A 21,352-nucleotide genomic window follows, 5' to 3' on the forward strand; every position below is an offset into this window, starting at 1 on the left:
TTCTCATATTGATTTATTTTCGTGTATTTTCTGGGCATAGCAAAACCTCCTCGTGTAGTTCTATTATCCTACACGGGGAGGTTTTTTGTCTATTGTCTACTTTTTACGGACCTGTTCACCGCGAGAAACCTTTCCTGTTTTTTAAATTCATATGATTCTCCTTGAAATTGGGACTTGATTGATTTAATTATACTTCAGAATTAGAACAAAATACAATAAAGAAATTTGAGTTGAGTCACTTTAGAATGAAGTTGAGTAGAAAACAATTTTAAAGCATAGTATTTAATACATTAAAAATGTTTCCACTCTTGCGCTTAGCCGATTTTTGCAAGCACCCGCCGCGGTGCGCCGCAAAAATCGGAGCGCGGCTCCGGGTTGCCGTTGGCCAAATATGCAGCGCGGGGCGCAGCCCGCTTGCACATTTGGACGGCGGCCCCTGCTCCGCCTCGCCTGTATCTGCCGCAGGCGGCGTCTCAGCTGCGCAGCCAGCGGCGGCTTCCTGTTTCGTCCACTGGACGCGGTCGCCGCCGCTGCGGGTCCTTCCCGGCGGACAGTGCGGCGCGGGGCACGGAAGGCCCGATGTGTTTTTACAAAAAATCCGAAAAATTTCCGGCGTTTCGTTACGGATCAGCGGCCCCGGCGGCCCCTTCACCCCCATACATGGGGGTGAGCGCCCTCCGCCGGCGCCGAAAAATGCGAAATCGACCCCGCGCAAAGGAGGTGGTGCAGATGGCGGGCAAGGCGAAATCCACAGCGGCCCCGCCGTCTGCGGTTTTGACCCAGGTGCCCGAGTGGGCCAGCACCACCGCCATCGCCCAGCTGATCGGCCGCAGCACCCGCCGGGTGCAGCAGCTGACCCAGGACGGGGTCCTCTCTACCGAGGTGCCCCCCGGCGGCGGGGCCAGGCGGTACCGCACCGCCCAGACCATCCAGGACTACATGGCCTGGCAGGAGCAGAAAATCCGGGACGAGCTGTCCGGCAGCACCCTGGAGGAGCTGACCATCAAGAAATTGCAGGCCGAGGTGGAGCTGAAGGAGAGCCAGGGCGCCCTCCACAAGCTGAAAACTGCCATCGCCGAGGGGAAATACCTGCCGGCGGGGCAGGTGCAGGGGGATTTGTCCGACTTCCTCCGGCGGCTGAAACAGTTTGCCGACCGGATCCCCTCCCGGGCGGCGGGTACCATGTCCGGCTACCTGGACGGGGATCTGGCCCGGGCCATGAAAAAGGATCTGCAGCAGGAGCTGGACGGCCTGTTCGAGGCCTTTGTGGCGGCGGCCCGGATTCAGGACAGGGAGGACGCTGACCCGCCGTGAAGCGCCGGAGCAGGGTGGAACCCTACGCCGTCCCCCGGTGGATGGCCCCGGCCCTCCAGGTGCTGCGGCCCAAAAAGCGGCTGCCTGTGTCGGCCTGGGCCGAGGCCAACCGGATTTTGCCCGACACCAACGCGGTGGCGGGCCCCTGGCGGAACGCCCTGACCCCTTACCTGATCGAGATCATGGACGCCTTTTCGGACGACACCACCGAACAGATCGTCTTTGTGAAGCCCACCCAGGTGGGCGGCACCTCGGCCATGGAGAACGCCCTGGGCAGCCTGATCGACCAGGACCCGGGCCCCACTATGGTGGTGTATCCCTCCGACCAGCTGGCCAAGCGGACGGTGGAGTCCAAGCTGGAGCCCATGTTCAAGAGCTGCCCGGCGCTGGCGGCCAAGTACCGTGCCCACGAGAGCGAGGACCTGGCCCAGCGGTTTGACGGGATGACCGTCTATCTCACCGGCGCAAACAGCCCGGCGGACCTGTCCTCCACCCCCATCCGGTATTTGTTCCTGGATGAGGTGGACAAGTACCCCGGCTCCACCAAAAAGGAATCCGACCCCGTCTCCCTGGCGGTGGAGCGCACCAAGAGCTACCGGCTGAACCGGAAAATCTTCATGGCCAGCACCCCCACCCTGAAAACGGGGCTGATCTGGCGGGCGAAAGAATCCGCCGAGGCCGAGAAACACTATTTCGTGCCCTGCCCCCACTGCGGGGCGTACATCGAGCTGAAGTTCGCCCAGCTGAAATGGCCCAGCCAGGAGGAAGAGCCGGACCTGATCCAGCGGGCCCGCCGGGTGCGGTATGTCTGCCAGGAATGCGGCTGCATCCTCACCGACCGGGACAAGCCCGCTATGCTGCGGGCCGGGCGGTGGCAGTTTGTCCGCAGGGACAGCGAGACCCCCCGGAGCGTGGCCTTCTGGATGAATACCCTGTATTCACCCTTTACCACCTTCGAGGAAGTAGCCCGGGAGTTTTTGAAGGTCAAAGACGACCCGGAGATGCTCCACAACTTCGTGAACAGCTGGCTGGCCGAGCCCTGGGAGGACACCAAACTGAAAACCAGCGCCGAGCTGGTGCTGGAGCGCCAGACCGAGACCCCGGCCTGGCAGCTGCCGCCCTGGACCAAGCTGCTGACCGGCGGCATCGATGTTCAGGAGAACTGTATGTACTGGACCATTCGGGCATGGGGAAATTTCATGACCAGTCAGTGCGTGGCCCATGGCCAGGCCCTTTCGGGGGAAGAAGTGGAGCGGGTGATGAACGCCGAGTTTCAGCTGCCATCCGGAGGGAAGATGCGGGTGGCCCTGGCCCTGATCGATTCCAGCGACCAGACCGATACAGTCTATGAGTTTTGCCTGATGAATCTGGACTGGGTGGCCGCCGGCAAAGGCTCCTCCAAGCCGCTGCCAGGTTATTACAAGATCTCGACGGTGGACAAGCCGGACAGCCGGGCCAACGGGATGCAGCTGATTATCATAGACACCGGCAAATACAAGGACATGATCTCGGCCCGGATGCGCCGGCCCAATGGCAGCGGCTCCTGGATGGTCCACAAGGACTGCGACCTGGAATATGCCCAGCAGGTGACCGCCGAACACAAGGTCACCGAGCGGGCGAACGGCCGGCAGGTGCAGAAGTGGGTGCCAAAATCCACCCACGCCGACAACCACTACCTGGACTGCGAGGTCTACGCCGCCTGCGCGGCCGACCTGAAAAACGTCCGCAGCCTGGCTTTGCAGGCCCTGGCGGCAGCGCCCAAACCCCGGCCCGCGCCCCAGCCCACCCCCGAGGAGGACTGGATCGGGCAGCATGAAAACTGGATTTGACAGGAGGTGAACGCCGTGGCGGACAACGACAAGCGCCAGCGGCTGGAACAGATCAACAAGGCCATCGAGACCATCCTGGTGGGCGGCCAGTCCTACAAGATCGGCAGCCGGTCTTTGACCCGGGCCGACCTGGGGATGCTGAAATCCATGCGGGAGGACCTGGAAGCCCAGCTGGACACCGACCAGAGCGGCCCCCTGCTGAGCCGCACCTGCGTGGCCTTTTTTGACGGGAGGTGATGCTTTGTGGGCATTTTGGACGGCCTGATCGCGGCGGTGTCCCCCCGGTGGGCCTATGAGCGGGAAGCCTGGCGCCAGAGCTATCAGGTGCTGCGGCACTACGATGCCGCCGGCCAGGGCCGGATCAATGGCCACTGGGCGGCCCTCAACGAGAGCGCCGAGACCACCGACCGCTACAGCCGGGACATCATCCGGGCCCGAGCCCGGGACCTGGAGCGCAACAGCGATATCCTGCAGTCGGTGATCCTGGCCTACGACCGGAACGTGGTGGGCAGGGGCTACACCCTCCGGGCCAACACCGGGGACAGCACCCTGGACCGGCAGCTGGAAGATCTCTGGCGGCAGTGGTGCGAAGCGCGGAACTGCGACGTCACCGGGGAGCAGTCCTTCACGGAACTGCTGCGGATGGCCGAGGAACGGAAAAAGGTAGACGGCGGGATTCTGTTTTTGTTCCGCCACACCGCCGGGGGCCTGGTGCCCTTCAAGCTCCAGGCCATCGACGTGGACGAACTGGATACCAGCCGCACCCAGCCCCGCCGCAAGGGCAACCGGGTGGTGGGCGGCGTGGAGTACAACAGCTGGCGGCAGCCCCAGGGCTACTGGATTCAGCAGTACGACATTGAGGGCTGGCGGCAGCTGGAGTCGGTCTACATCGACGCCAAAGACGCCTTTTTCCTGAAATCCAAACGCCGCCCCAGCCAGCTGCGGGAAATGTCCGACCTGACCCACACCCTGACCCGCATCCGGGATGTCAACGAGTACATCAACGCCGTGTCGGTCAAGGAACGGATCGCCGCCTGCATGGCGGTGTTCATCCGCAAGGCGCTGCCCTCGGGCGGCTTTGGCCGGTCGGCGGTGCAGACGGGCGACAGCGGTCGGATCGACTACGCAGGGAAAAAGCTGACCCCCGGCATGATTATGGAGCTGAACCCCGGGGACAGCGTGGACGCCGTCAACCCCGGCAGCGCCGCCACCGACGCCGCCTCCTTCCTGCGGACCCAGCAGGCTTTGGTGGGGGCGGGGCAGGGCCTCAGCTATGAGGCCGTCTCCCGGGACATGAAGGGCTCCACCTATTCCAGCGCCCGGCAGAACGCGGTGGAGGACGAATACACCTACGCCGCCGACATCGAGCTGCTCCAGCGGATGATGTCGGAGATTTACGAGCAGTTTGTGATCTCCTGTGTCCTGGCGGGGCTGATCGCCCCGGCGGGGTTCTGGGAGGACAAAAAGAAATACATGGCCCACACCTGGGTGAAAGCCCCGAAAAAGTGGATCGACCCCGCCAAGGAGGCGGGGGCCGGCCAGACCGCCCTGCAGTCCGGGCAGAAAACCTATCAGGACGTCTGCGCCGAGCGGGGCAAAGACTGGCGGCAGGCCATTGAAGAGACAGCCGAGGTCCTGGCCTATGGCCGGGAACGGGGCGTAGACATGGGAGGTGTACTGTTTGGCAGCAAAGCAGCAGCCCTGGACCCCGACGCAGACCAGGGCAAACCCGAAGAAGAATGACGGCACCCGTTCCATGGGCCAGATCCTGGCCCGGGAAGGGGAGGAGGACACCGGCCGCCGGCGGATCCTCAGCTTTTCCAGTGAGGAGCCGGTGGACCGGTATTTCGGCCCCGAAATCCTGGACCACGCCGGCGACGCCGTGAACCTGCAGCGCCTGAACGAGATCGGCGTCCTGCTTTTCAACCACGACCCGGACAAGGTGGTGGGCCGGATTCTCAAAGCCTGGGTGGAAAACGGCCGGGGCATGGCCGAGGTGGAGTTTGACACCGACGCCGAGTCTGAGGTCGTTTTCCAGAAAGTCTGCTCCGGCACCCTGAAAACCACCTCGGTCCGCTACCGGGTGGACCGGTGGGAGGTGGTGGAGGCCGGCAAGACCTCCGGCGACGGCCGGTTCACCGGGCCCTGTTCCATCGCCCGCAAGTGGACGCCGGTGGAGGTGTCCATTGTGTCGGTCCCGGCGGACCCTACCGTCGGGGTGGGCCGCTCGGAAGGGGAGGAGGCCCTGCCTCTCGACCTGTGGGAGCGGCAGATCCAGATCAACCAGAACAAAATGAGGTGACAACAGCATGAACAAAACCGAAGCACTTGCCCGTCAGCAGGCCCTGGTGAACCAGGCCCGCACCGAGAACCGCGGCCTCACCGCCGAGGAACAGGCCGAGTTCGAGCGCTGCCAGCAGATCATCGACGCCGAGCCCGCCGGCACCGCCGGCCAGGGCAGCCAGGGCGCAGCGGAGGGCCAGCGGGGCGCAGACCCCGCCGGGCCCGACGCCATCCAGCAGGCTCTGGCCGCCGAGCGCCAGCGGACGGCCGACATCACCAGCCTGTGCCGTCAGGTGGGGATGGACGCCGCCCCCTCCATCGACACCATGCAGGCCATCATGCTCAAACTGCTGAGACAGACCGACCCCTTTGGGGAGAGCATCATGGTGCAGCCCCGGTTTGTGATTGTGCCGGTGGGCTACGGCTTCAAGATGGCCCAGATCCTGGAGAGCCCCCAGATTGACGTGGAGGGCATCGGCAGCCACACCGCCAACGCCCTCTATCAGTACCGCAACCGCCTGCAGGCGGTGGAGGAGGGCACCATCAACACCCTGGCCAAGGGTGAGGCCCTGCCCTGGTTCATGGCGGGCGACCCCGCCACCGGCCGCTCCATCCAGGTGGACTACCTGAACGGTATGAAAACCCCCTCCATCCGCCGCAGTCAGCCCGCGGGCCGGCTGGGCTATGTGTGGGACCTGTGGATGGACTGGGGCGTCAGCGCAGTGGACTGGCGGGGCATCGCCAAGAACCCCGGCGTCCAGTAAGGAGGTACAGCTATGGCAGCGATTTTTTACCAGACCGGCGATGTGATCGACTACACCGCCGCAGAACCCCTGTCCTTTGGGGACGTGGTGGATCTGTCCACCCGCATCGGCGTGGCCGGTGCCGACATCGCCAGGGACGCCGCCGGCCCGGTGCAGGTGACCGGCGTTTACCGGATCCCCAAGGCCTCCGGCGCCGTGACGGTGGGCCAGGCCCTCTACTGGGATAACTCCGCCAAGAACGTCACCACCACCAGCGGCAGCACCCCGGCGGGCTGGGCGGTGGCCCCCGCCGCCAGCGAGGACCCCGACGTCCTGGTCAAGATCGGGTGAGGGGGGACGATGGCCATGAAACAGCTGATTGCCAAGCGCTCCATCCTCTACCAGAACCGGATGTACGCCCCCGGCGAGGCCCTGCCTGCCGCCGACGGCCGGATGGCCAAAGCCTGGCTGCGGGCCGGCAGCGCCGTCTGGCAGGAGGACACGCCCCCCGCTGAAATGCTCACCGGCCACCTGGCCCAGCTGAACGAGATGACCAAGGCCCAGCTGCTGAAGCTGGCAGGTGAGCTGGGCCTGGACGCGTTGTCCGCCAAGACCAAGATCGACCTGGTGGCCCTGATCGGGGCCGCGGAAGTCCAGGCCCCCGCCGAGGCCGTCCAGGACACCGACGACGAAACCCAACCGAACGACGACGAGGGCACCCAGTGATGGGCGCCCTTTCGTTTAAGGACTGCATCGCGGCGGATATCCAGCAGGTCTTTTTGAACCAGGAGGAATTTGCCGAGGTCCATACGGTGGACGGCAAACCCATGCGGGTGATCCTGGACGACGACAGCCTGCTGGAACGGGATGCCGCCCGGGGCGGTCCCTATACCGTGAAGAAACCCATCCAGTGGGCCATCTGGAACGACACCAAAGCCCATCCCTATTACCTGGGAGCGGTGGAGTTCCAGTTGGAAATCCCCACCATTTGCCCGGAGGTGCCTTTTACATGACGAAGAAATCCAAAACGGTTGGCTCTCTGGTCTACTGCGGCCCCAACATCAAGGGGCTGGCCATGACCTGGACCATCTACACCAATGGCCTGCCCGAAAAGCTGCAGGCAGCGGCCGACACAGACAAGGCCCTGGCCGGCCTGATCGTGCCGCTGGACCAGATGCCGGAGGCCATGAAGCAGATCCGGATGAAATACGGCCGGATTTATACCTACTACAAGCGCGTTCTGGACGCGCAGAAAGGCTAAGGTGCGCCTATGGCATATGATCATGGCATCGGCGTGGTTGAACAATCCACCAGCCTCACCACGCCGGTGGAAAGCGCGGCGGGGCTGCAGGTGATTTTCGGCACAGCCCCCATCCACCTGCTGAAAGACCCGGCGGCTGCCGTCAACAAGCCCGTCCTCTGCTACTCCTTCGCGGAGTGCCAGCAGGGGCTGGGCTATTCGGATGATTTTAAGGATTTTTCGCTCTGCCAGAGCATGGACGCCAGCTTCCGGGTGTTCAGCGTGGCCCCCATCATCCTGGTGAACGTCCTGGACCCGGGCAAGGAGAGCCACACCACCGCCAACGAGGAGGCAGACTTCCCGGCGGCGGATGGCGTGGTCCGGTATGACAAGCCCTTTGTACTGCTGAACACCCTGTCGGTGAAAAACGGCGACACCCCCCTCACCGAGGGGGAGGACTACCTGGCGGAACACGCCGAGGACGGCTCGGTGACCATCACCCTGCTGGATGAGGCCGCCGAGGCCGAGACGGTGAAGATCGCCAGCAAGAGCCTCAACCCCGCCGGGGTGACCAATGCCGACATCGTGGGCGGCGTGGACGTGGAGACTGGCGCCGAAACCGGCATCGAGATGGTCCGCCGGATTTATCCCAAGTTCGGCCTGACCGCCGGCATCCTGCTGGCCCCCGGCTGGAGCCAGGACCCGGTGGTCACCGCCGCCCTCCAGGCCAAGACCGAGGGCATCTGCGGAGTGTTCCGGGCCCAGACCTACATCGACATCTCCACCGACAAGGCCAGCGGCGGCGCAGCCGTCTACACCGAGGTCAAGTCCGCCAAGGAAAAGCAGGGGGTCACCTCTGCCTTTGCGGCGGCCCTCTGGCCCATGGTGGCAGTGGGCAGCAAGGTGTATGCCTTCTCGGCCATGCTGGCCCCCCTCACCGCCACGGTGGACGCCGACAACGATGATGTACCCTGTGAGAGCCCCTCCAACAAGGACCTGCGGATCACCGGCACCGTCCTCCACGACGGCACCGAGGTGCTGCTGGACCAGCAGCAGGCCAATGACCTGCTCAACGCCAACGGCGTCATCACCGCCATCAATGCCAACGGCTGGAAGGCCTGGGGCAACAACACCGCCGCCTACCCCTCCACCACCGACCCCAAGGACCGGTTTTTGGCGGTGCGGCGGTTCTTCAACTGGGACGCCAACAACTTCATCCTGACCTATTTCCAGAAGGTGGACAACCCCGCCAATACCCGGCTGGTCCAGTCCATTGTGGACAGCCAGAACATCAAGGGCAACGGCTATGTGGCCAAGGATTATGTGGCGGGCTACCGGTGCGAGTTCCGGGATGAGGAAAACCCCCTCACCGACCTGCTGAACGGCCACCTGACGGTCCACACCTTCCTGGCGCCCTATGTCCCGGCGGAGTACATCGAGAATATCAACGAATACGACACCGCCGCCCTGGAGGCAGCTTTGACCGGAGGTGACGCAGCGTGAACAACATCCCCAGCAAAATCCACAGCTATAACCTCTACAACGACGACCTGGGCGGCCGTTTCTTCGGCGTGGGCGACGAGTGCGCCCTGCCCGACTTCGAGCAGCTGGTGGAAACCCTCAGCGGCGCCGGCATCCTGGGCGAGCTGGACGACCCGGCCCCCGGCCACTATTCCAACCAGCAGATGGAGATCCCCTTCCGTGTGCTGGATGAGGAACCCATCAGCCTGATGGACACCACCAAGGCGGTGAAGCTGACCATGCGGGGCGCCCTGCAGTCCCTGACGTCGGAGGGCGACACCGCCTTCCGGCCTTTGAAAGTAGTGGTGCGGGGCAAGTGCGCCACCCTGAAACTTGGCACCCTCAAGGCAGCCACCGCCATGAGCAGCAGCGTCACCCTGAACATCTCTTACATCAAGATTTCGCTTGACGGCAAGGAGCTGGTGGAGCTGGACAAGCTCAACGGCATTTTCAAGATCGACGGTAAAGACGTCCTGCAGAAAGTGAGGGAAATGACCTGATGAACGCACACATTGCAGACCCCAATGTCCTGGACGCTGCGGCCCAGAATCCCCAGAATTTCGAGCTCACCCCCGCGGCTGCCCACGACACAGAGGACCAGGAGGACCTGGTCCTCCGCTTCAAGAAGCCCTATACCTTCGAGGGGGAGACCTACACCGAGGTGGACCTCAGCGGCCTGGAGGACCTCTCGGCCGCCGACCTGTGCAAGGTGGGCAAGATGGTCAAAAAGACCGACGGCGTGGACCCCATCGCCGAAATGTCCCTGCCCTACGCCATCTACATGGCGGCCCGGGTCACCGGCAAGCCTCTGGAGTTTTTCCAGCAGCTGCCCGCCCGGGAGGCCGTCAAGCTGAAAAACCTGGTGGTGGGTTTTCTCTACGGCGAGGTTGGGGAGGAGTAACCCCGCCGGAGATCCGCAAGGGCTGCGTGGCCCTGTCCCTACAGCTTCACAGCGGGATTGACTACTTTTTGGAAATGTCCCTGGAGGACCTGAACGATCTGGCAAAGGTGGTGATGGAGTATGTCCAAGAGCAAAACCATGGAACTGGCCATCAAAATCGCCGGTAAGGTGGACAAGTCCCTGGGCACCAGCGTAAAAACTTCCTCCAAACAGCTGGATTCCATCGTAAAAACCGCCAACCGGCTGTCCACCGTCACCGCCGCCGGCCTGGCTGCCATGGGCACCGGCGCCGCGGCCGCCACCAAGTACCTGGCGGACCTGGGCGGCCAGTGGCAGAAGGCCACCAACCAGGTGGCCTCCTCCACCGGCGCGGCGGGCGCCCAGCTGGAAAAGCTCCGGGGCGTCATGGAGACGGTCTACGCCAACAACTTCGGCGCCGACGTCAACGACGTGGCCGAGGCGGTGGCCCTGGTGGACAAGAACATGGCCGGCCTGAGCCAGAACGGCATGGTCCAGGCCACCCAGGGGGCCATTGCCCTGCGGGATGCCTTTGGCTACGACGTGGCCGAAAGCACACGGGCCGTCGAGGCCATCCGCAAAAACTTTGGCGTCTCGGCGGAAAAAGCCTTTGACCTGATCGCCGCCGGCGCCCAGAACGGCCTGGACTTCTCGGGAGAACTGATCGACACCATCAACGAGTATTCGGTCCAGTTCGCCAAGCTGGGCCTGTCCGCCGACGATATGTTCCAGATTCTCCAGTCGGGGGCCGACGGCACCGCCTGGAACCTGGACAAGGTGGGCGACGCGGTGAAGGAGTTCTCCATCCGGGCCATCGACGGCAGCGACACCACCGTCAGCGCCTTCCAGGCTCTGGATTACAACGCCGATGAGATGATGGCCACCTTCGCCGCCGGCGGCGACAAGGCAAACCAGGCCTTTTTTGAGGTGCTGAACAGGCTGCTGGCCATGGACGACCAGGTCCAGCGGGACGCTGTGGGCGTCAAGCTGTTCGGCACCATGTGGGAGGACCTGGGCGTGGATGCCCTGCAGGCCATGGCCGACGCCTCCTCGGCAGCCTACAGCACCGGCGAGGCCCTGGAACAGATCAACCAGACCAGGTACAACGACCTGGACAGCGCTCTGGAAGGGGTGCGCCGCCGCCTGGAAGTGGCCATGCTGCCCGCCGCCGACGCGGTGTATCAGTCGCTGATGGCCCATCTGCCCGAGGTAACCGGCGCCTTGGATGAGATGTCCCCCGTGATTCAGGAGATCGCGGGGGATTTCGGCGACATGGCCGTGGGAGCCTTCACCGAGGCCCTGCCCCAGCTGGTGACGGGCCTGCGGGATTTCGCAGACTGGGCCGGCCAGGCCTATACCGCCGCCCAGCCCTTCCTGGCCTTCCTGTGGAAGCACAAGGGGACGGTGGCCGCCTTCGCGGTGGCCCTGCGGATGGTGGGCCCGGCGGTGAATACCGTCTCCAAGGGGATGGAGGCCTTTGGCAAGGCAAAGACCTTCTTTGCCCTGCTCCAGGCCTCGGGCAAGCTGGGCCAGTTTGTCACCATCCTGAAAGCCGCCGGCACCGCCCTGGCGGGGCCCCTGGGGATTATCCTGGCCATCGGCGCCGCCCTGGTGCTGCTGTACCAGAACTGGAGCCAGGTGGACGCCCTGGTCCAGTCCTTCATCGCCATGGTAAGCGAACGTTTCCCGGCGGCGGGGGCTTTCCTCCAGGCCTTCTGGCAGTCGGTCCAGGCCGGGGCAGCCAATGCCCAGGCCATCCTCCAGAACCTTTTGGATTTTGTGGGGAACGTCTTTGCCGGCAACTGGTCCGCCGCCTGGCAGAACATCGTCAACATCTTCGGCAATATCTTCGGCCTGATCGGCAACATCGCCAAGGCACCCATCAACGGGGTGATCGCCCTCATCAACCAAGCCATCGAGGGGATCAACGGCCTGGCGGTGGATATTCCCGACTGGGTGCCGGTGGTGGGCGGCAAACAGCTGGGCTTTTCGATTCCCACCATCCCCCAGCTGGCGGCAGGCGGCATCGCCACCCGGCCCACCCTGGCCGAAATCGGCGAGGGCGGGGAGCCGGAAGCGGTCATGCCCCTGTCCAAGCTGGCCGAACTTCTGGACCGGTGGCCGAAACCCGGCCCCAACGGCCGGGGCGGCGCTGCCGGAGGCGACAGCATCACCTTTGCCCCGGTGTTCAACTTCTACGGCGGTACCCCCACCCGGGAGGAGGCCCAGGAGGCCGGCCGCATCAGCTTTGCCGAGTTCAAGCGGCTGTACAAGCAGATGAAGGCCGAGGAGCGCCGGAAGAATTTCCGCACCGACCCGGATAAGGAGAGAATTTGATGGAAGCAACCTATACCACCCGGGCGGGAGACGCCTGGGACCTGATCGCCTACCGGGTCTATGGGGATGTGAAGTACACCGGCTGGCTGATGGCGCACAATTTCCCGCTGCTGGATGTGTTTGTGTTTGACGCCGGGACGGTCCTCAACACCCCGCCCCTGCCGGCAGAACAGACCGCCTCCAGTCTGCCCGCCTGGAGGACCCGGTGAGGCCCCGGCGGGCGGAGGCCGCCCTGACCTGGAACGGGGCGGCGGTGACCACCGACATGATCGGCTCCAAGGGGGAGGTGACCTACACCGACCCGGCGGACGGCGAGTCGGACACCATCGACATCACCATCAACGACCGGGACGCCCAGTGGGCGGGGGACTGGCTGCCCCAGAAGGGGGACACCCTGACGGCCCAGATTTTGATTTATGACTGGGACGCCGAGGGGGATGACCGCAGCTTCGACTGCGGGTCCTTCACCCTGGACGATTACAACTTTTCGGGCTGGCCCCGGACCGGCACCATCTCGGGGGTGTCGGTGCCGGCGGACACGTCGTTCAAGACCACCAAACGCACCAAGACCTGGGAAAAGTCCACCCTCCAGGCCATCGGGCAGGAAATCACCGCTCGGGCAGGGATTTCCCTGGTGTGGGACGTGGAGGGCGGGGATGTCCCCATCGAGACGGTGGAGCAGACCGAGCAGAACGACTGTGAGTTCTATACCCAGCTCTGTGGGACCTACGGCCTCTGCCTCAAGCTCTACGCCCAGAAGCTGGTGGTGTATGACCGGGAGGCCTACAAGGCCAAAGAGCCCGCCCACACCATCCGCAAGGAGGATATCCAGAACTGGAACTGGCACACCAAGCTGGAAGGCACCTACACCGGCGGGGAGTACACCTACACCGACCCCACCACCGAGGAGGAGATCAAGGCCACCATCGGCGGCGGGGACCGCATCCTGAAGGAATCGGGCAAGGCGGACAACGCCGCCGACGCCCAGCGGAAGATCACCGCCCTGGTGAACAAGGCCAACCACGGCGCCACCACCCTGACGGTGACCATCCAGGGCCGGCCGGGGCTGGTGGCCACCCAGTGCGTGACGGTGGAGGGGATGGGCGGCGCCATCGACGGCAAGTACTACATCGACAGCGCCGCCAGCCATATCGGCAGCGGCTACACTATGGAGCTGGAGCTGTCCAAAGTGGAAGGAGGGAGCCTGTGAGCGCAGAAATCCGTGTGGGCAAGGTGTCCAGCATCGACTACCCCAGCGGGATGGTCCGGGTGACCTATCCCGACATGGACGACGACGTCACCCGGCTGATCCCGCTGTTTTCATCGGAATACGCCATGCCCCCGGTGGGGGCGCTGGTGGCGGTGGTGCATCTGTCCAACGGCGCCGAGGCCGGGGTGGTGCTGGGCCGGCCCTGGTCGGCCAAGCTGACGCCCCCGGAGGGCTTCGAGGGCCTCTACCGCAAGGATTTTGACCTGACGCCCTGGAAGTGCTACATCCGCTACGATGCCAACGTCCCCGAGAGCCTCTACCACACCGAAGGGGACGACTACCAGGAGATCGTGGGCAAACAGGAAACCCTGGTGAAAAAGGACCGGAAAGACACCACCGAGGGCAGCTATCAGGAGGCCGTGACCCAAAATAGTACCACCGAGATCGGCGGCGACCGCATCCAGACGGTGCAGGGCAGCCGCACCAGCACGGTCCAGGGAGATGACGGGGTCACCGTCACAGGCAAAAGGACCCTGCAGGTGGGCGGGGACGCGGCAGCCACCGTCCAGGGCAGCCAGACCACCATCGTCAAGGGGGACGCAACGATCACCGTCTCGGGGAAGCTGACCCTCCAGGTGGGAGGCTGTACCGTCCAGATCGACGGCAGCAGCGTGTCGGTGACCGCCGCCAGCGCGGTGAGCCTGAATGCCCCCACCCTCAGCCTGGAAGGGACCACGGTGCAGATCAGCGGCGCCACCGTCAACATCACCGGCGGGGCAGGGGATTGCGCCATCATGGGCAAGAGCCTGGTGAACCACACCCACACCTGTGCCGCCCCGGGCAGCCCCACAACGCCGCCGCTTTGATGGGAGGGATGCAGCATGATCGGGACACTGGGTCCCAATCTCATTTTCACGGTGAGCGATGACTACGTTTTGACCTTTGACGGGATGACCCGGGACGTATCGGGCCGGTGGGCCACCCACGAGACCCCCGGCATCAAGCCCCGGGCCGAGTTTCTGGGCCCCGGGCTGCAAAGCGTCAGCCTGCCCATCACCCTGTCCGCCGGCCTCGGCGTGAAGCCCCGGCGGATGCTGGACCTGGTGGAACAGATGGTGGAGACCGGCGACGCCGAGTATTTAATCCTGGGGTTCCGGCCGGTGGGGAAGAACCGCTTCCGGGTTACCGGCTCCAGCGAGACCTGGGACGTGATCTACAACCAGGGGGAGCTGGCCCGGGCAAAGCTCACCCTTACACTGGAGGAGTACGCCTGATGTACGATTTCAAGCTGGAATACACCTTTTCGGATGACAAGCTGGCCGACATCGACCGGCAGCTGAATCTGCTGCTGACCACCCGGGTGGGCACCATGCCCCTGGACCGGACCTTCGGTCTGTCCATGGACTATCTGGACCGGCCCGCCGCGGTGGCCAAAAGCCTGTATGTGGCCGAGCTGGTGGAAAAGGTGAGCACCTTCCTCCCGGCCATCCGGGTGCGGGAGGTGAAATGGCAGGCCGGCGCCGACGGCCGCGTCCTGGCAAAGGTGGTGATCGACCGTGCCTGACTGGGAAACCGCTCTGGCCAGTACGCCGGATATCTCTTTCATCGACGGCCGGACCATTGAGGACGTGAAAGCTGAGATGGTGGCCGACTATGAGTCCTACATGACCGCCGCCGAGGGCAAACCCTACACCCTGGGCCGGGCCGCGCCCCACCGGATGGAGCTGTACGCTGCCGCGGCCCAGATCTACCAGGCCATGCAGTACATCGACCGGGGCGGCAAGGTCAACCTGCTGAAATACAGCTACGGCGGTTTTCTGGACAACCTGGCCCTCATCAAGGGCCCCACCCGGAACCCTGCCGCTGCGGCTTCCACCACGGTGCGGTTTACCTTGTCGGCCCTGCGGGTGTCGGCGGTATCCATCCCGGCGGGGACGAGGGTGTCCATGGACGGCAGCGTCTATTTCGCCACCGACGTCTACACCGAAATCCCCGCCGGCAGCCGGACGGCGGATGTCACCGCCACCTGTACCACCCCCGGCGCCGCCGGCAACGGCTATCAGCCGGGAGAGCTGGCCATCCTGGTGGACCCGGTGCCCTATGTGGCCAGTGTCCAGAACATCACCCCCACCGCCGGGGGCACCGATGCCGAGAACGACGCCGACTTCAAGGAGCGGATCTACCTGGCCCCCGGGGCCTACTCCACCGCCGGCCCCGAGGACGCATACCGCTACCACGCCATGAGTTATTCTTCAGCGGTGGGGGACGTGGAAACCCAAAGCAACCAGGCTGCCGGCACGGTGGACCTGGTTTTCATTCTGGTCGACGGCTCCGATCCCGGCCCCGAGATGATCCAGGGAATGCTGGACCACCTGTCCGCCCGGCTGCGCCGGCCCATGACCGACCTGGTTCATGTATCGGCGCCCCAAAAGGTGGCCTATACCATCGACGTCACCTACTGGATCAACCGCAGCCAGGCCGCCCAGGCGGTGGCCATTCAGCAGGCGGTGAACCAGGCGGTAGAGGATTACAAGACCTGGCAGCGGACCATCGGCCGGGACATCAACCCTTCCAAGCTCCACGAGATGATGATGAAAGCCGGGGCCAAGCGGCTGGAGATCGCCGCCCCGGTCTACACCGCCGTCAGCAAGATCAAGATCGCGGCCCTGGAAGGGGAGGCCGTGGTCCGGTATGGAGGGCTGGAAGATGATTGAGCTGAAAGGCAGCCGGTTCACCCAGATTCTGCCCTATAACCTGTCCAGCCAGACCCAGACCCGGGCCCTGGCCTACGCCATCGGCCGCCAGGTGGACAAGCTGCTGGTCCTGGCCGACCGGATGGTGATCTGGGCGGGGCTGGATCAGGTGCCGGAACAGCTGCTGGACTACCTGGCGGCCGAGCTGCGCACCCCGGCCTACAGTGCGGACTACCCGGTAGAGACCAAGCGCACCCTGGTGCGTCAGTCTCTGCTGTTTTATGCCACCATGGGCACTCCCGGGGCGGTGGACCGGCTGATTCAGACTATCTTCGGCAGCGGCCAGATTGAAGAATGGTACCAGTACGGGGGCGAGCCCCACCACTTCCGGGCCGCCATCGGGGCGAGCAGAGTCACCATCGGTCCAGCAGAGCTGGACGCCTTCCGCCGGGTGCTGTCCTCGGTCAAGCGGCTGTCCTCCTGGCTGGACAGCATCGCCACCATCACCCCCATGGAGAGCCGCCCCGTCCGGGTGGCTGCGGCCCCCTGCGGCAGCTACGCCAGAACCACCCTGCCGCCGGTGTTTGTGCTGATCCCCACGGTGGTCCAGCTGGCAGCCGCTCCCGGCGGCACCATCACAACAACAACGCTTCCCCGCATCAAGGAGGGACAAGATGCCTGATCTTTACGGTTTTACACCCACCAATGCCGGCCGGGGGCTGATTGCCAGCCTGCTGGCCGGCGAAACCCTCACCATCACCCGGGCCATGGTGGGCAGCGGCAAGCCCGACAGCCTGGAAGCCATGGCGGCCCTCACCGATCTGGTGGCGCCGGTGGCCCAGGCCACCTCCACCACCCCCGTCCGCACTGAGGACGCCATCTCCCTGACGGTGGAGTACCGCTCGGACATGAATGGCGGGCTGCAGGAGGGCTTTGCCATCAACGAATACGGCCTGTTCGCCAAGACGGACGAGAGCGCCGAAACCCTGATTTTCTACGGCTGCCTGGGGGATCACCCCCAGTGGGTGTACCCCTACAGCCCCGGCGTGGCCCCGGACGTCCGGGACTACCCGGTGAAAATCCAGATCAGCAGCGAGGTCAACGTCCAGATCGACTATCATGCCGACGCCTTCATCACCGCCGAGGAGGCCGCCGCCCTGCTGGAAAGCATGGTGCAGAATGCGGCGGGGGCGGACATCCTGGAGATTACCGTCCCGGCGGATGCCTGGGCGCTGGCGGATGCAGAAGGGGAGGAAGAAACGGATTTTCCCTACTGCGCCGAGGTGGCGGCTGATGCCATTCGGGCCAGCCATTACCCGGTGGTGACCATCCACCCGGACGCCCTTGACACTGCATTCAGGGCGGGGCTGTGTCCCGCCGTCCAGGCGGAGGACGGGGCGCTGCGGTTCTGGGCCCGGCGCTGGCCTGCGGGGGACCTGGCGGCCACCGTGCTGCTGCAATCCCGGTCGGGTGGCGGCGCAGCAGCCGGCGGCGGTAGCGATTATGTCCTGCCGCCCGCCACCCAGACAACCCTGGGCGGCGTGATGGTCGGCGAAAACATCCATGTCACCGATGACGGCAAAATTTCGGTGGAGGATATCCCTGAACCGGCGACAGACGAGGAAATCAGAGACATAGTCTCTGGTTCCTTTGCTTCTGATGCAGAATAACAACATCGTTATGGAGGTATTACACGATGGCACAGACTAAATACATTACCCCTGAAAACATGCAGGCAGCGCTGGACGAGCTGAAAACGCGGGTGGTCCAGCCGGAGGCCGGCAAGGGCCTGAGCACCAATGATCTGACCAATGAGCTCAAACAGAAATACGACCAGGCAGCCCAGCAGGCATCCAGCCTGACTTCTGCCGGGGCCGAGGCAAACGTCATCGAGACGGTCAAGGTCAACGGCAGCCCGTTGTCTCCCGACGGCTCCAAGGCCGTTGACATCTCTGTACCCACCAAAGTCAGCCAGCTGCAAAACGACAGCAAGTACCAAACCGAAAGCCAGGTTACCTCTGCCATTAATGCCAAGGTTTCTTCGGTTTATAAGCCTGGCGGCTCCATTGCCTTTGCATCCCTGCCTGAGCTTTCCGCAAGCGTGCTGGGCATGGTCTACAATGTGACCGACGCTTTCACCACCACCACGGACTTTGTGGATGGCTCGGGGAAGAAGTACCCGGCAGGCACCAATGTCGTGGTGGTGGATGCAGGCAGCGGCTCCTATAAGTTCGACGTGCTGGCCGGCTTTGTGGACCTGAGCGGCTATGCCACCACCTCTGCCATGAACAGCGCGATTGCTACGGCAAAGAGTGAGGCCATCAGCTCTGCAAACAGCAGCACCGACGGCAAGCTGGCAGACTACGTCAAGTCGGCCGATCTTGTGCCGGCCACCACAGAAGAGATCCAGGCCATGTTTGACGGCTGGGACGCCTGACCCGACAGTGAGGTGTCCCGATGCTGGATTATATCGATAAGGAGGCCATGGCGTTTGTCGTGGATTTTCTGCGCGGCCTCTGTATGACCAAGAGGGACGGCGAAGCGGTGTACAATGCTCTTTCAGCCCTGGCGGAGGCAGTGGTATTTCCCGCCGCCAGCCTTACCATCCCGTCCTCGGGATGGAAAACAGGCACAGACGGGGCGTTCGCAGTCTACATCGACGTGTCGGCGGCCGGCGTGACAGCGGCCGACAGCGTGACGGTGACCCTTTCGTCCCAGAGCATAGAGGCAGCCCGAGCCTGCGGCCTGTGCCCAATGGTGGAAACCCTGAGCGGAGTGCTGCGATTCCGGGCCATGTCCGCACCCAAAACATCTATGACCGGCCAATACCGCATTTTGCGCGGCCCGGCCAGTAAGGAGGCATGACCATGGGTTATGGTCCAATCAATGTCGGCTACCCGGTAAAAATCAATCAGCCCGGCGGCGTGGCCGGCATCGGCAGCGACGGCAAAATCCCCGCCCAGCTGATCCCCGAAATGGGCGGCGGTTTTGTCCAGATGACCGAGGAAATCCCGGTGGAGCAACGGAAAAAGGACACCTTGTACAGCCTCATTGAGGTGGACTTTGGAAAAGGAGGTGTCTAAATGGCACTCAGAAAACTGGGCGAAGTTGCAACGGGCACTGTCGTTGAACTCAATGAGTCCGGCAATCCGGTGAAGTTTATTGTGGTGCAACAGGGCAGCCCCAGCGACGACTATTACAATTTTGACAATGTATCTTTGATTTATCGAAAAGATATCCAATCAAAGCGAGCTTGGGACTCAAACAATGATCACAATGACATCCAAAAATCAGAGCTTTATGCGTGGCTGAACGACGAAGTCAACGGGTATTTGAGTCTTCTGGACGAAAAAATTCGCGCATCTCTTGTGCAGGTGCGTGTTCCGTTCCGGCCCGGCTCCGGCAGTGAGGACACAGTTGCTGGAGGCGCGAGTGGTCTGCTGTCTAAGGCGTTTTTGCTTTCGATCAAAGAATTAAATATTCCGTACGATTGGTCAAACCCTCAAGAGGGGGCGACATTAGCCTACTTTGTGGACGCAGGCAACGCAAACCGAAAAGCGACGTATAACGGATCGTTTGAATCCTATTGGACGCGCACTCCTAATGGATCAGGAGACGGGATAACCGTTTCTTCAATATCCAGCGCTGGTGCCCATCAGGAGATGTCTTACCCTTCGGAACTGCTTGGCGTGCGTCCCGCTCTGCCGTTGTTGCAAACGCTGTATGTGGATGAAAACAACAAAATCATCGCTAACGATCCCCCTACAGCCCCCAGCAGCATCGACGTGTCTGGCGTGGTCAAAGGCGGCAGTGCCACCATCACCCTGACGGCAGCCACCGACCCCGACGGCACGGTGGAGAGCTACATCTATGAGCGCCAGATGGACGGCGGCGCGTGGGAGAAGGTAGCCTAGGCCAACAGCCTGACCCAGACCGACACCATCGGCGAAGAATGGGGCACCGTGGCCTACCGAGCCGCAGCCGTGGACAACCTGGGGCTGCAGGGGCCGTATATCACCAGCAATACCGAAACGGTAAATGTTGGCTGGGTGACCATCGGCGGCCCGGCTGAGTCCATGGGCAGCAAGGCGGTGCCCTTTGATTTTGCTTTTTCGGTTTCTGTTTCTGGGCAGTCCAGCACGGGAGCCATCACGGCTTCTGCCGCCCTGGATGGGAAGCAGGTTTACAGCGGTACCCCCAACGCGGGGGAGCAGGTCACAATCCCCATCAAAACCCATCTGTTGGGGGCCGGCACCCACACCGTCGAGGTGCAGGCCAGCAAGGACGACTATCTGCCGGCATCCAAGCGGTATACCTTCACCGTCCCGGCGGTGACCATCCCGGACGGCGGCGTGGGTGCGCTGGCCCAGGACCCGGCGGGCCGGGCAGTGTTCCACACCACCCTGGCCCAGCGGTGCATCGGCCGGGACGGCGTGGACATCCAGGCCCAGATGGATGCCCTGGCTGCCCGGGTCAAGACTTTGGAGGGCTGATTATGTACATTTTGAGCAAGACCAAAAGCGACGCCGGCCAGTATCCGGCCCTGGAAAGCTGGCCCGGCCTGACGGCTCCGGATGGCTTCTACTGGTGGCCGGACAGCCTGGATCAGACCCAGTTTGACCAGTACCAGGGCTTTGTGACCCTGGAAGTGGCCCGGGGTACCGTGGTGAGCTGTACGCCCAACCAGCCGGCCTTTGAGGCCTGGCAGGCGGCGCAGTTGGCCGCCCGGAAGGCGGAGCGGATCGCCGAGAGCAACAGCCTGCTGGATGCTTACCTGCTGGCCCACCCCCTGCAGTGGACCGACGGCAACTACTACACCATCACAAAAACCAAACAGCAGCAGCTGACCAGCAAATTGTTCAGCGCAACGATGGCGGCCCAGCTGGGCCAGCCTTATGACCTTAAATGGAACACCACTGCCGAAAAGTGCATCCCTTGGACCCTGGAAAACCTGACGGCCCTGGCCTTTGCCATCGACAAGCGGGTCACGGGCCTGGTGAGCTACCAACAGGACCAGGAGACGGCCATGCGGGAAGCAACCACCCTGGAAGAACTGGAAGCCATCCTGGTGGACTATGACAGCGTCCCCCTGCCGGGAGGTGAGACGGCGTGAAGGCAATCGCAAAAGAAACAGCCCTCGCAGTGTGAACCGCTCCAGTAAAAGTAGACAGTGAAAAAAGAAGGCCTCCTGTGGTAGAATAAAACTACTACAGGAGGTCTTTGCTATGCCCAGAAAATACAGCCACATTCAGGAACACGAGAA

General features: G+C 63.4%; 28 protein-coding genes. All 28 read left to right on the forward strand.

Annotated features, from left to right (window positions below):
• The first annotated feature begins 729 nt into the window (after positions 1-729).
• The 28 genes from B5G28_RS11515 (at position 730) to B5G28_RS11650 (ending at position 21,202) form a co-directional block, all read left to right on the forward strand.
• Entirely contained in the window at positions 730-1,314 is a 585-nt protein-coding gene (locus tag B5G28_RS11515) for a hypothetical protein (RefSeq protein WP_087248955.1), read from the forward strand.
• A complete protein-coding gene (locus tag B5G28_RS11520; protein WP_242967593.1) occupies positions 1,311-3,143 on the forward strand; it encodes a terminase gpA endonuclease subunit in 1,833 nt (610 codons plus the stop codon). The genes B5G28_RS11515 and B5G28_RS11520 overlap by 4 nt, the downstream gene beginning before the upstream one ends.
• Positions 3,144-3,158: 15 nt before the next feature.
• Positions 3,159-3,380: a peptidylprolyl isomerase gene (locus B5G28_RS11525; protein WP_164488784.1), complete on the forward strand. Its 222-nt coding sequence runs from the start codon at positions 3,159-3,161 to the stop codon at positions 3,378-3,380.
• 6 nt (positions 3,381-3,386) lie between these two features.
• Positions 3,387-4,886 carry a phage portal protein gene (locus B5G28_RS11530; protein WP_087248958.1) on the forward strand — a complete coding sequence of 500 codons (1,500 nt, stop codon included), beginning with the start codon at positions 3,387-3,389 and terminating at the stop codon, positions 4,884-4,886.
• On the forward strand, positions 4,825-5,445 hold the full coding sequence (locus B5G28_RS11535; protein WP_343214637.1) for an HK97 family phage prohead protease: 621 nt from the start codon (positions 4,825-4,827) through the stop codon (positions 5,443-5,445). Before B5G28_RS11530 ends, B5G28_RS11535 begins: the two co-directional genes overlap by 62 nt.
• 7 nt (positions 5,446-5,452) lie before the next feature.
• Entirely contained in the window at positions 5,453-6,190 is a 738-nt protein-coding gene (locus B5G28_RS11540; protein WP_087248961.1) for a hypothetical protein, read from the forward strand.
• A gap of 12 nt (positions 6,191-6,202) precedes the next feature.
• Positions 6,203-6,520, forward strand: a complete 318-nt coding sequence (locus B5G28_RS11545) for a DUF2190 family protein (protein WP_087248963.1) — start codon at positions 6,203-6,205, stop codon at positions 6,518-6,520.
• Positions 6,521-6,535: 15 nt separating this feature from the next.
• Positions 6,536-6,895 carry a hypothetical protein gene (locus tag B5G28_RS11550; RefSeq protein ID WP_144265531.1) on the forward strand — a complete coding sequence of 120 codons (360 nt, stop codon included), beginning with the start codon at positions 6,536-6,538 and terminating at the stop codon, positions 6,893-6,895.
• Entirely contained in the window at positions 6,895-7,182 is a 288-nt protein-coding gene (locus B5G28_RS11555; RefSeq protein ID WP_087248967.1) for a hypothetical protein, read from the forward strand. Before B5G28_RS11550 ends, B5G28_RS11555 begins: the two co-directional genes overlap by 1 nt.
• Positions 7,179-7,430 carry a hypothetical protein gene (locus B5G28_RS11560; protein WP_087248969.1) on the forward strand — a complete coding sequence of 84 codons (252 nt, stop codon included), beginning with the start codon at positions 7,179-7,181 and terminating at the stop codon, positions 7,428-7,430. The genes B5G28_RS11555 and B5G28_RS11560 overlap by 4 nt, the downstream gene beginning before the upstream one ends.
• A 9-nt stretch (positions 7,431-7,439) precedes the next feature.
• Positions 7,440-8,912: a phage tail protein gene (locus B5G28_RS11565; protein WP_087248971.1), complete on the forward strand. Its 1,473-nt coding sequence runs from the start codon at positions 7,440-7,442 to the stop codon at positions 8,910-8,912.
• Positions 8,909-9,430, forward strand: a complete 522-nt coding sequence (locus B5G28_RS11570) for a phage major tail tube protein (RefSeq protein ID WP_087248973.1) — start codon at positions 8,909-8,911, stop codon at positions 9,428-9,430. Before B5G28_RS11565 ends, B5G28_RS11570 begins: the two co-directional genes overlap by 4 nt.
• Positions 9,430-9,831 (forward strand): phage tail assembly protein, encoded by a 402-nt coding sequence (locus B5G28_RS11575; RefSeq protein WP_087248975.1) that lies wholly within the window; start codon positions 9,430-9,432, stop codon positions 9,829-9,831. Before B5G28_RS11570 ends, B5G28_RS11575 begins: the two co-directional genes overlap by 1 nt.
• 120 nt (positions 9,832-9,951) lie before the next feature.
• The gene (locus B5G28_RS11580; RefSeq protein ID WP_087248976.1) at positions 9,952-12,186 is read left to right on the forward strand and encodes a phage tail tape measure protein; all 2,235 of its coding nucleotides are present in this window, start codon (positions 9,952-9,954) and stop codon (positions 12,184-12,186) included.
• Positions 12,186-12,395: a tail protein X gene (locus tag B5G28_RS11585; protein WP_087248978.1), complete on the forward strand. Its 210-nt coding sequence runs from the start codon at positions 12,186-12,188 to the stop codon at positions 12,393-12,395. Before B5G28_RS11580 ends, B5G28_RS11585 begins: the two co-directional genes overlap by 1 nt.
• Entirely contained in the window at positions 12,392-13,396 is a 1,005-nt protein-coding gene (locus B5G28_RS11590; protein WP_087248980.1) for a hypothetical protein, read from the forward strand. Before B5G28_RS11585 ends, B5G28_RS11590 begins: the two co-directional genes overlap by 4 nt.
• Positions 13,393-14,262: a hypothetical protein gene (locus B5G28_RS11595; RefSeq protein ID WP_087248982.1), complete on the forward strand. Its 870-nt coding sequence runs from the start codon at positions 13,393-13,395 to the stop codon at positions 14,260-14,262. Before B5G28_RS11590 ends, B5G28_RS11595 begins: the two co-directional genes overlap by 4 nt.
• Positions 14,263-14,277: 15 nt before the next feature.
• Positions 14,278-14,670 (forward strand): phage tail protein, encoded by a 393-nt coding sequence (locus B5G28_RS11600; protein ID WP_087248984.1) that lies wholly within the window; start codon positions 14,278-14,280, stop codon positions 14,668-14,670.
• A complete protein-coding gene (locus B5G28_RS11605; protein ID WP_087248986.1) occupies positions 14,670-14,960 on the forward strand; it encodes a hypothetical protein in 291 nt (96 codons plus the stop codon). Before B5G28_RS11600 ends, B5G28_RS11605 begins: the two co-directional genes overlap by 1 nt.
• Positions 14,953-16,110 (forward strand): baseplate J/gp47 family protein, encoded by a 1,158-nt coding sequence (locus tag B5G28_RS11610; RefSeq protein ID WP_087248988.1) that lies wholly within the window; start codon positions 14,953-14,955, stop codon positions 16,108-16,110. Before B5G28_RS11605 ends, B5G28_RS11610 begins: the two co-directional genes overlap by 8 nt.
• Complete coding sequence (locus B5G28_RS11615; RefSeq protein WP_158099625.1) at positions 16,103-16,771, forward strand: phage tail protein I; 669 nt, start codon at positions 16,103-16,105, stop codon at positions 16,769-16,771. Before B5G28_RS11610 ends, B5G28_RS11615 begins: the two co-directional genes overlap by 8 nt.
• Positions 16,764-17,759 (forward strand): hypothetical protein, encoded by a 996-nt coding sequence (locus B5G28_RS11620; RefSeq protein ID WP_087248992.1) that lies wholly within the window; start codon positions 16,764-16,766, stop codon positions 17,757-17,759. Before B5G28_RS11615 ends, B5G28_RS11620 begins: the two co-directional genes overlap by 8 nt.
• Before the next feature lie 26 nt (positions 17,760-17,785).
• Positions 17,786-18,526, forward strand: a complete 741-nt coding sequence (locus B5G28_RS11625) for a hypothetical protein (protein ID WP_087248994.1) — start codon at positions 17,786-17,788, stop codon at positions 18,524-18,526.
• 20 nt (positions 18,527-18,546) lie between these two features.
• On the forward strand, positions 18,547-18,954 hold the full coding sequence (locus B5G28_RS11630) for a hypothetical protein (protein WP_087248996.1): 408 nt from the start codon (positions 18,547-18,549) through the stop codon (positions 18,952-18,954).
• 2 nt (positions 18,955-18,956) lie between these two features.
• A complete protein-coding gene (locus B5G28_RS11635; RefSeq protein ID WP_087248998.1) occupies positions 18,957-19,172 on the forward strand; it encodes a hypothetical protein in 216 nt (71 codons plus the stop codon).
• Entirely contained in the window at positions 19,173-20,003 is an 831-nt protein-coding gene (locus tag B5G28_RS11640) for a DUF6273 domain-containing protein (protein ID WP_087249000.1), read from the forward strand. It abuts the gene before it with no gap.
• 48 nt (positions 20,004-20,051) lie between these two features.
• The gene (locus B5G28_RS11645) at positions 20,052-20,582 is read left to right on the forward strand and encodes a hypothetical protein (RefSeq protein ID WP_087249002.1); all 531 of its coding nucleotides are present in this window, start codon (positions 20,052-20,054) and stop codon (positions 20,580-20,582) included.
• 2 nt (positions 20,583-20,584) lie between these two features.
• Positions 20,585-21,202 carry a hypothetical protein gene (locus B5G28_RS11650; protein ID WP_087249004.1) on the forward strand — a complete coding sequence of 206 codons (618 nt, stop codon included), beginning with the start codon at positions 20,585-20,587 and terminating at the stop codon, positions 21,200-21,202.
• The last annotated feature ends 150 nt before the right edge of the window (positions 21,203-21,352 follow it).

The organism is Faecalibacterium sp. An77 (assembly GCF_002161315.1).
GTDB lineage: Bacteria > Bacillota > Clostridia > Oscillospirales > Ruminococcaceae > Faecalibacterium.

Coding starts and splice junctions, on each gene's coding strand:
- B5G28_RS11515 (WP_087248955.1), top strand. CDS start 730: ATGGCGGGCAAGGCGAAATCCACAGCGGCCCCGCCGTCTGCGGTTTTG.
- B5G28_RS11540 (WP_087248961.1), top strand. CDS start 5,453: ATGAACAAAACCGAAGCACTTGCCCGTCAGCAGGCCCTGGTGAACCAG.
- B5G28_RS11545 (WP_087248963.1), top strand. CDS start 6,203: ATGGCAGCGATTTTTTACCAGACCGGCGATGTGATCGACTACACCGCC.
- B5G28_RS11550 (WP_144265531.1), top strand. CDS start 6,536: ATGAAACAGCTGATTGCCAAGCGCTCCATCCTCTACCAGAACCGGATG.
- B5G28_RS11555 (WP_087248967.1), top strand. CDS start 6,895: ATGGGCGCCCTTTCGTTTAAGGACTGCATCGCGGCGGATATCCAGCAG.
- B5G28_RS11560 (WP_087248969.1), top strand. CDS start 7,179: ATGACGAAGAAATCCAAAACGGTTGGCTCTCTGGTCTACTGCGGCCCC.
- B5G28_RS11565 (WP_087248971.1), top strand. CDS start 7,440: ATGGCATATGATCATGGCATCGGCGTGGTTGAACAATCCACCAGCCTC.
- B5G28_RS11575 (WP_087248975.1), top strand. CDS start 9,430: ATGAACGCACACATTGCAGACCCCAATGTCCTGGACGCTGCGGCCCAG.
- B5G28_RS11580 (WP_087248976.1), top strand. CDS start 9,952: ATGTCCAAGAGCAAAACCATGGAACTGGCCATCAAAATCGCCGGTAAG.
- B5G28_RS11585 (WP_087248978.1), top strand. CDS start 12,186: ATGGAAGCAACCTATACCACCCGGGCGGGAGACGCCTGGGACCTGATC.
- B5G28_RS11600 (WP_087248984.1), top strand. CDS start 14,278: ATGATCGGGACACTGGGTCCCAATCTCATTTTCACGGTGAGCGATGAC.
- B5G28_RS11605 (WP_087248986.1), top strand. CDS start 14,670: ATGTACGATTTCAAGCTGGAATACACCTTTTCGGATGACAAGCTGGCC.
- B5G28_RS11615 (WP_158099625.1), top strand. CDS start 16,103: ATGATTGAGCTGAAAGGCAGCCGGTTCACCCAGATTCTGCCCTATAAC.
- B5G28_RS11620 (WP_087248992.1), top strand. CDS start 16,764: ATGCCTGATCTTTACGGTTTTACACCCACCAATGCCGGCCGGGGGCTG.
- B5G28_RS11625 (WP_087248994.1), top strand. CDS start 17,786: ATGGCACAGACTAAATACATTACCCCTGAAAACATGCAGGCAGCGCTG.
- B5G28_RS11630 (WP_087248996.1), top strand. CDS start 18,547: ATGCTGGATTATATCGATAAGGAGGCCATGGCGTTTGTCGTGGATTTT.
- B5G28_RS11635 (WP_087248998.1), top strand. CDS start 18,957: ATGGGTTATGGTCCAATCAATGTCGGCTACCCGGTAAAAATCAATCAG.
- B5G28_RS11640 (WP_087249000.1), top strand. CDS start 19,173: ATGGCACTCAGAAAACTGGGCGAAGTTGCAACGGGCACTGTCGTTGAA.
- B5G28_RS11650 (WP_087249004.1), top strand. CDS start 20,585: ATGTACATTTTGAGCAAGACCAAAAGCGACGCCGGCCAGTATCCGGCC.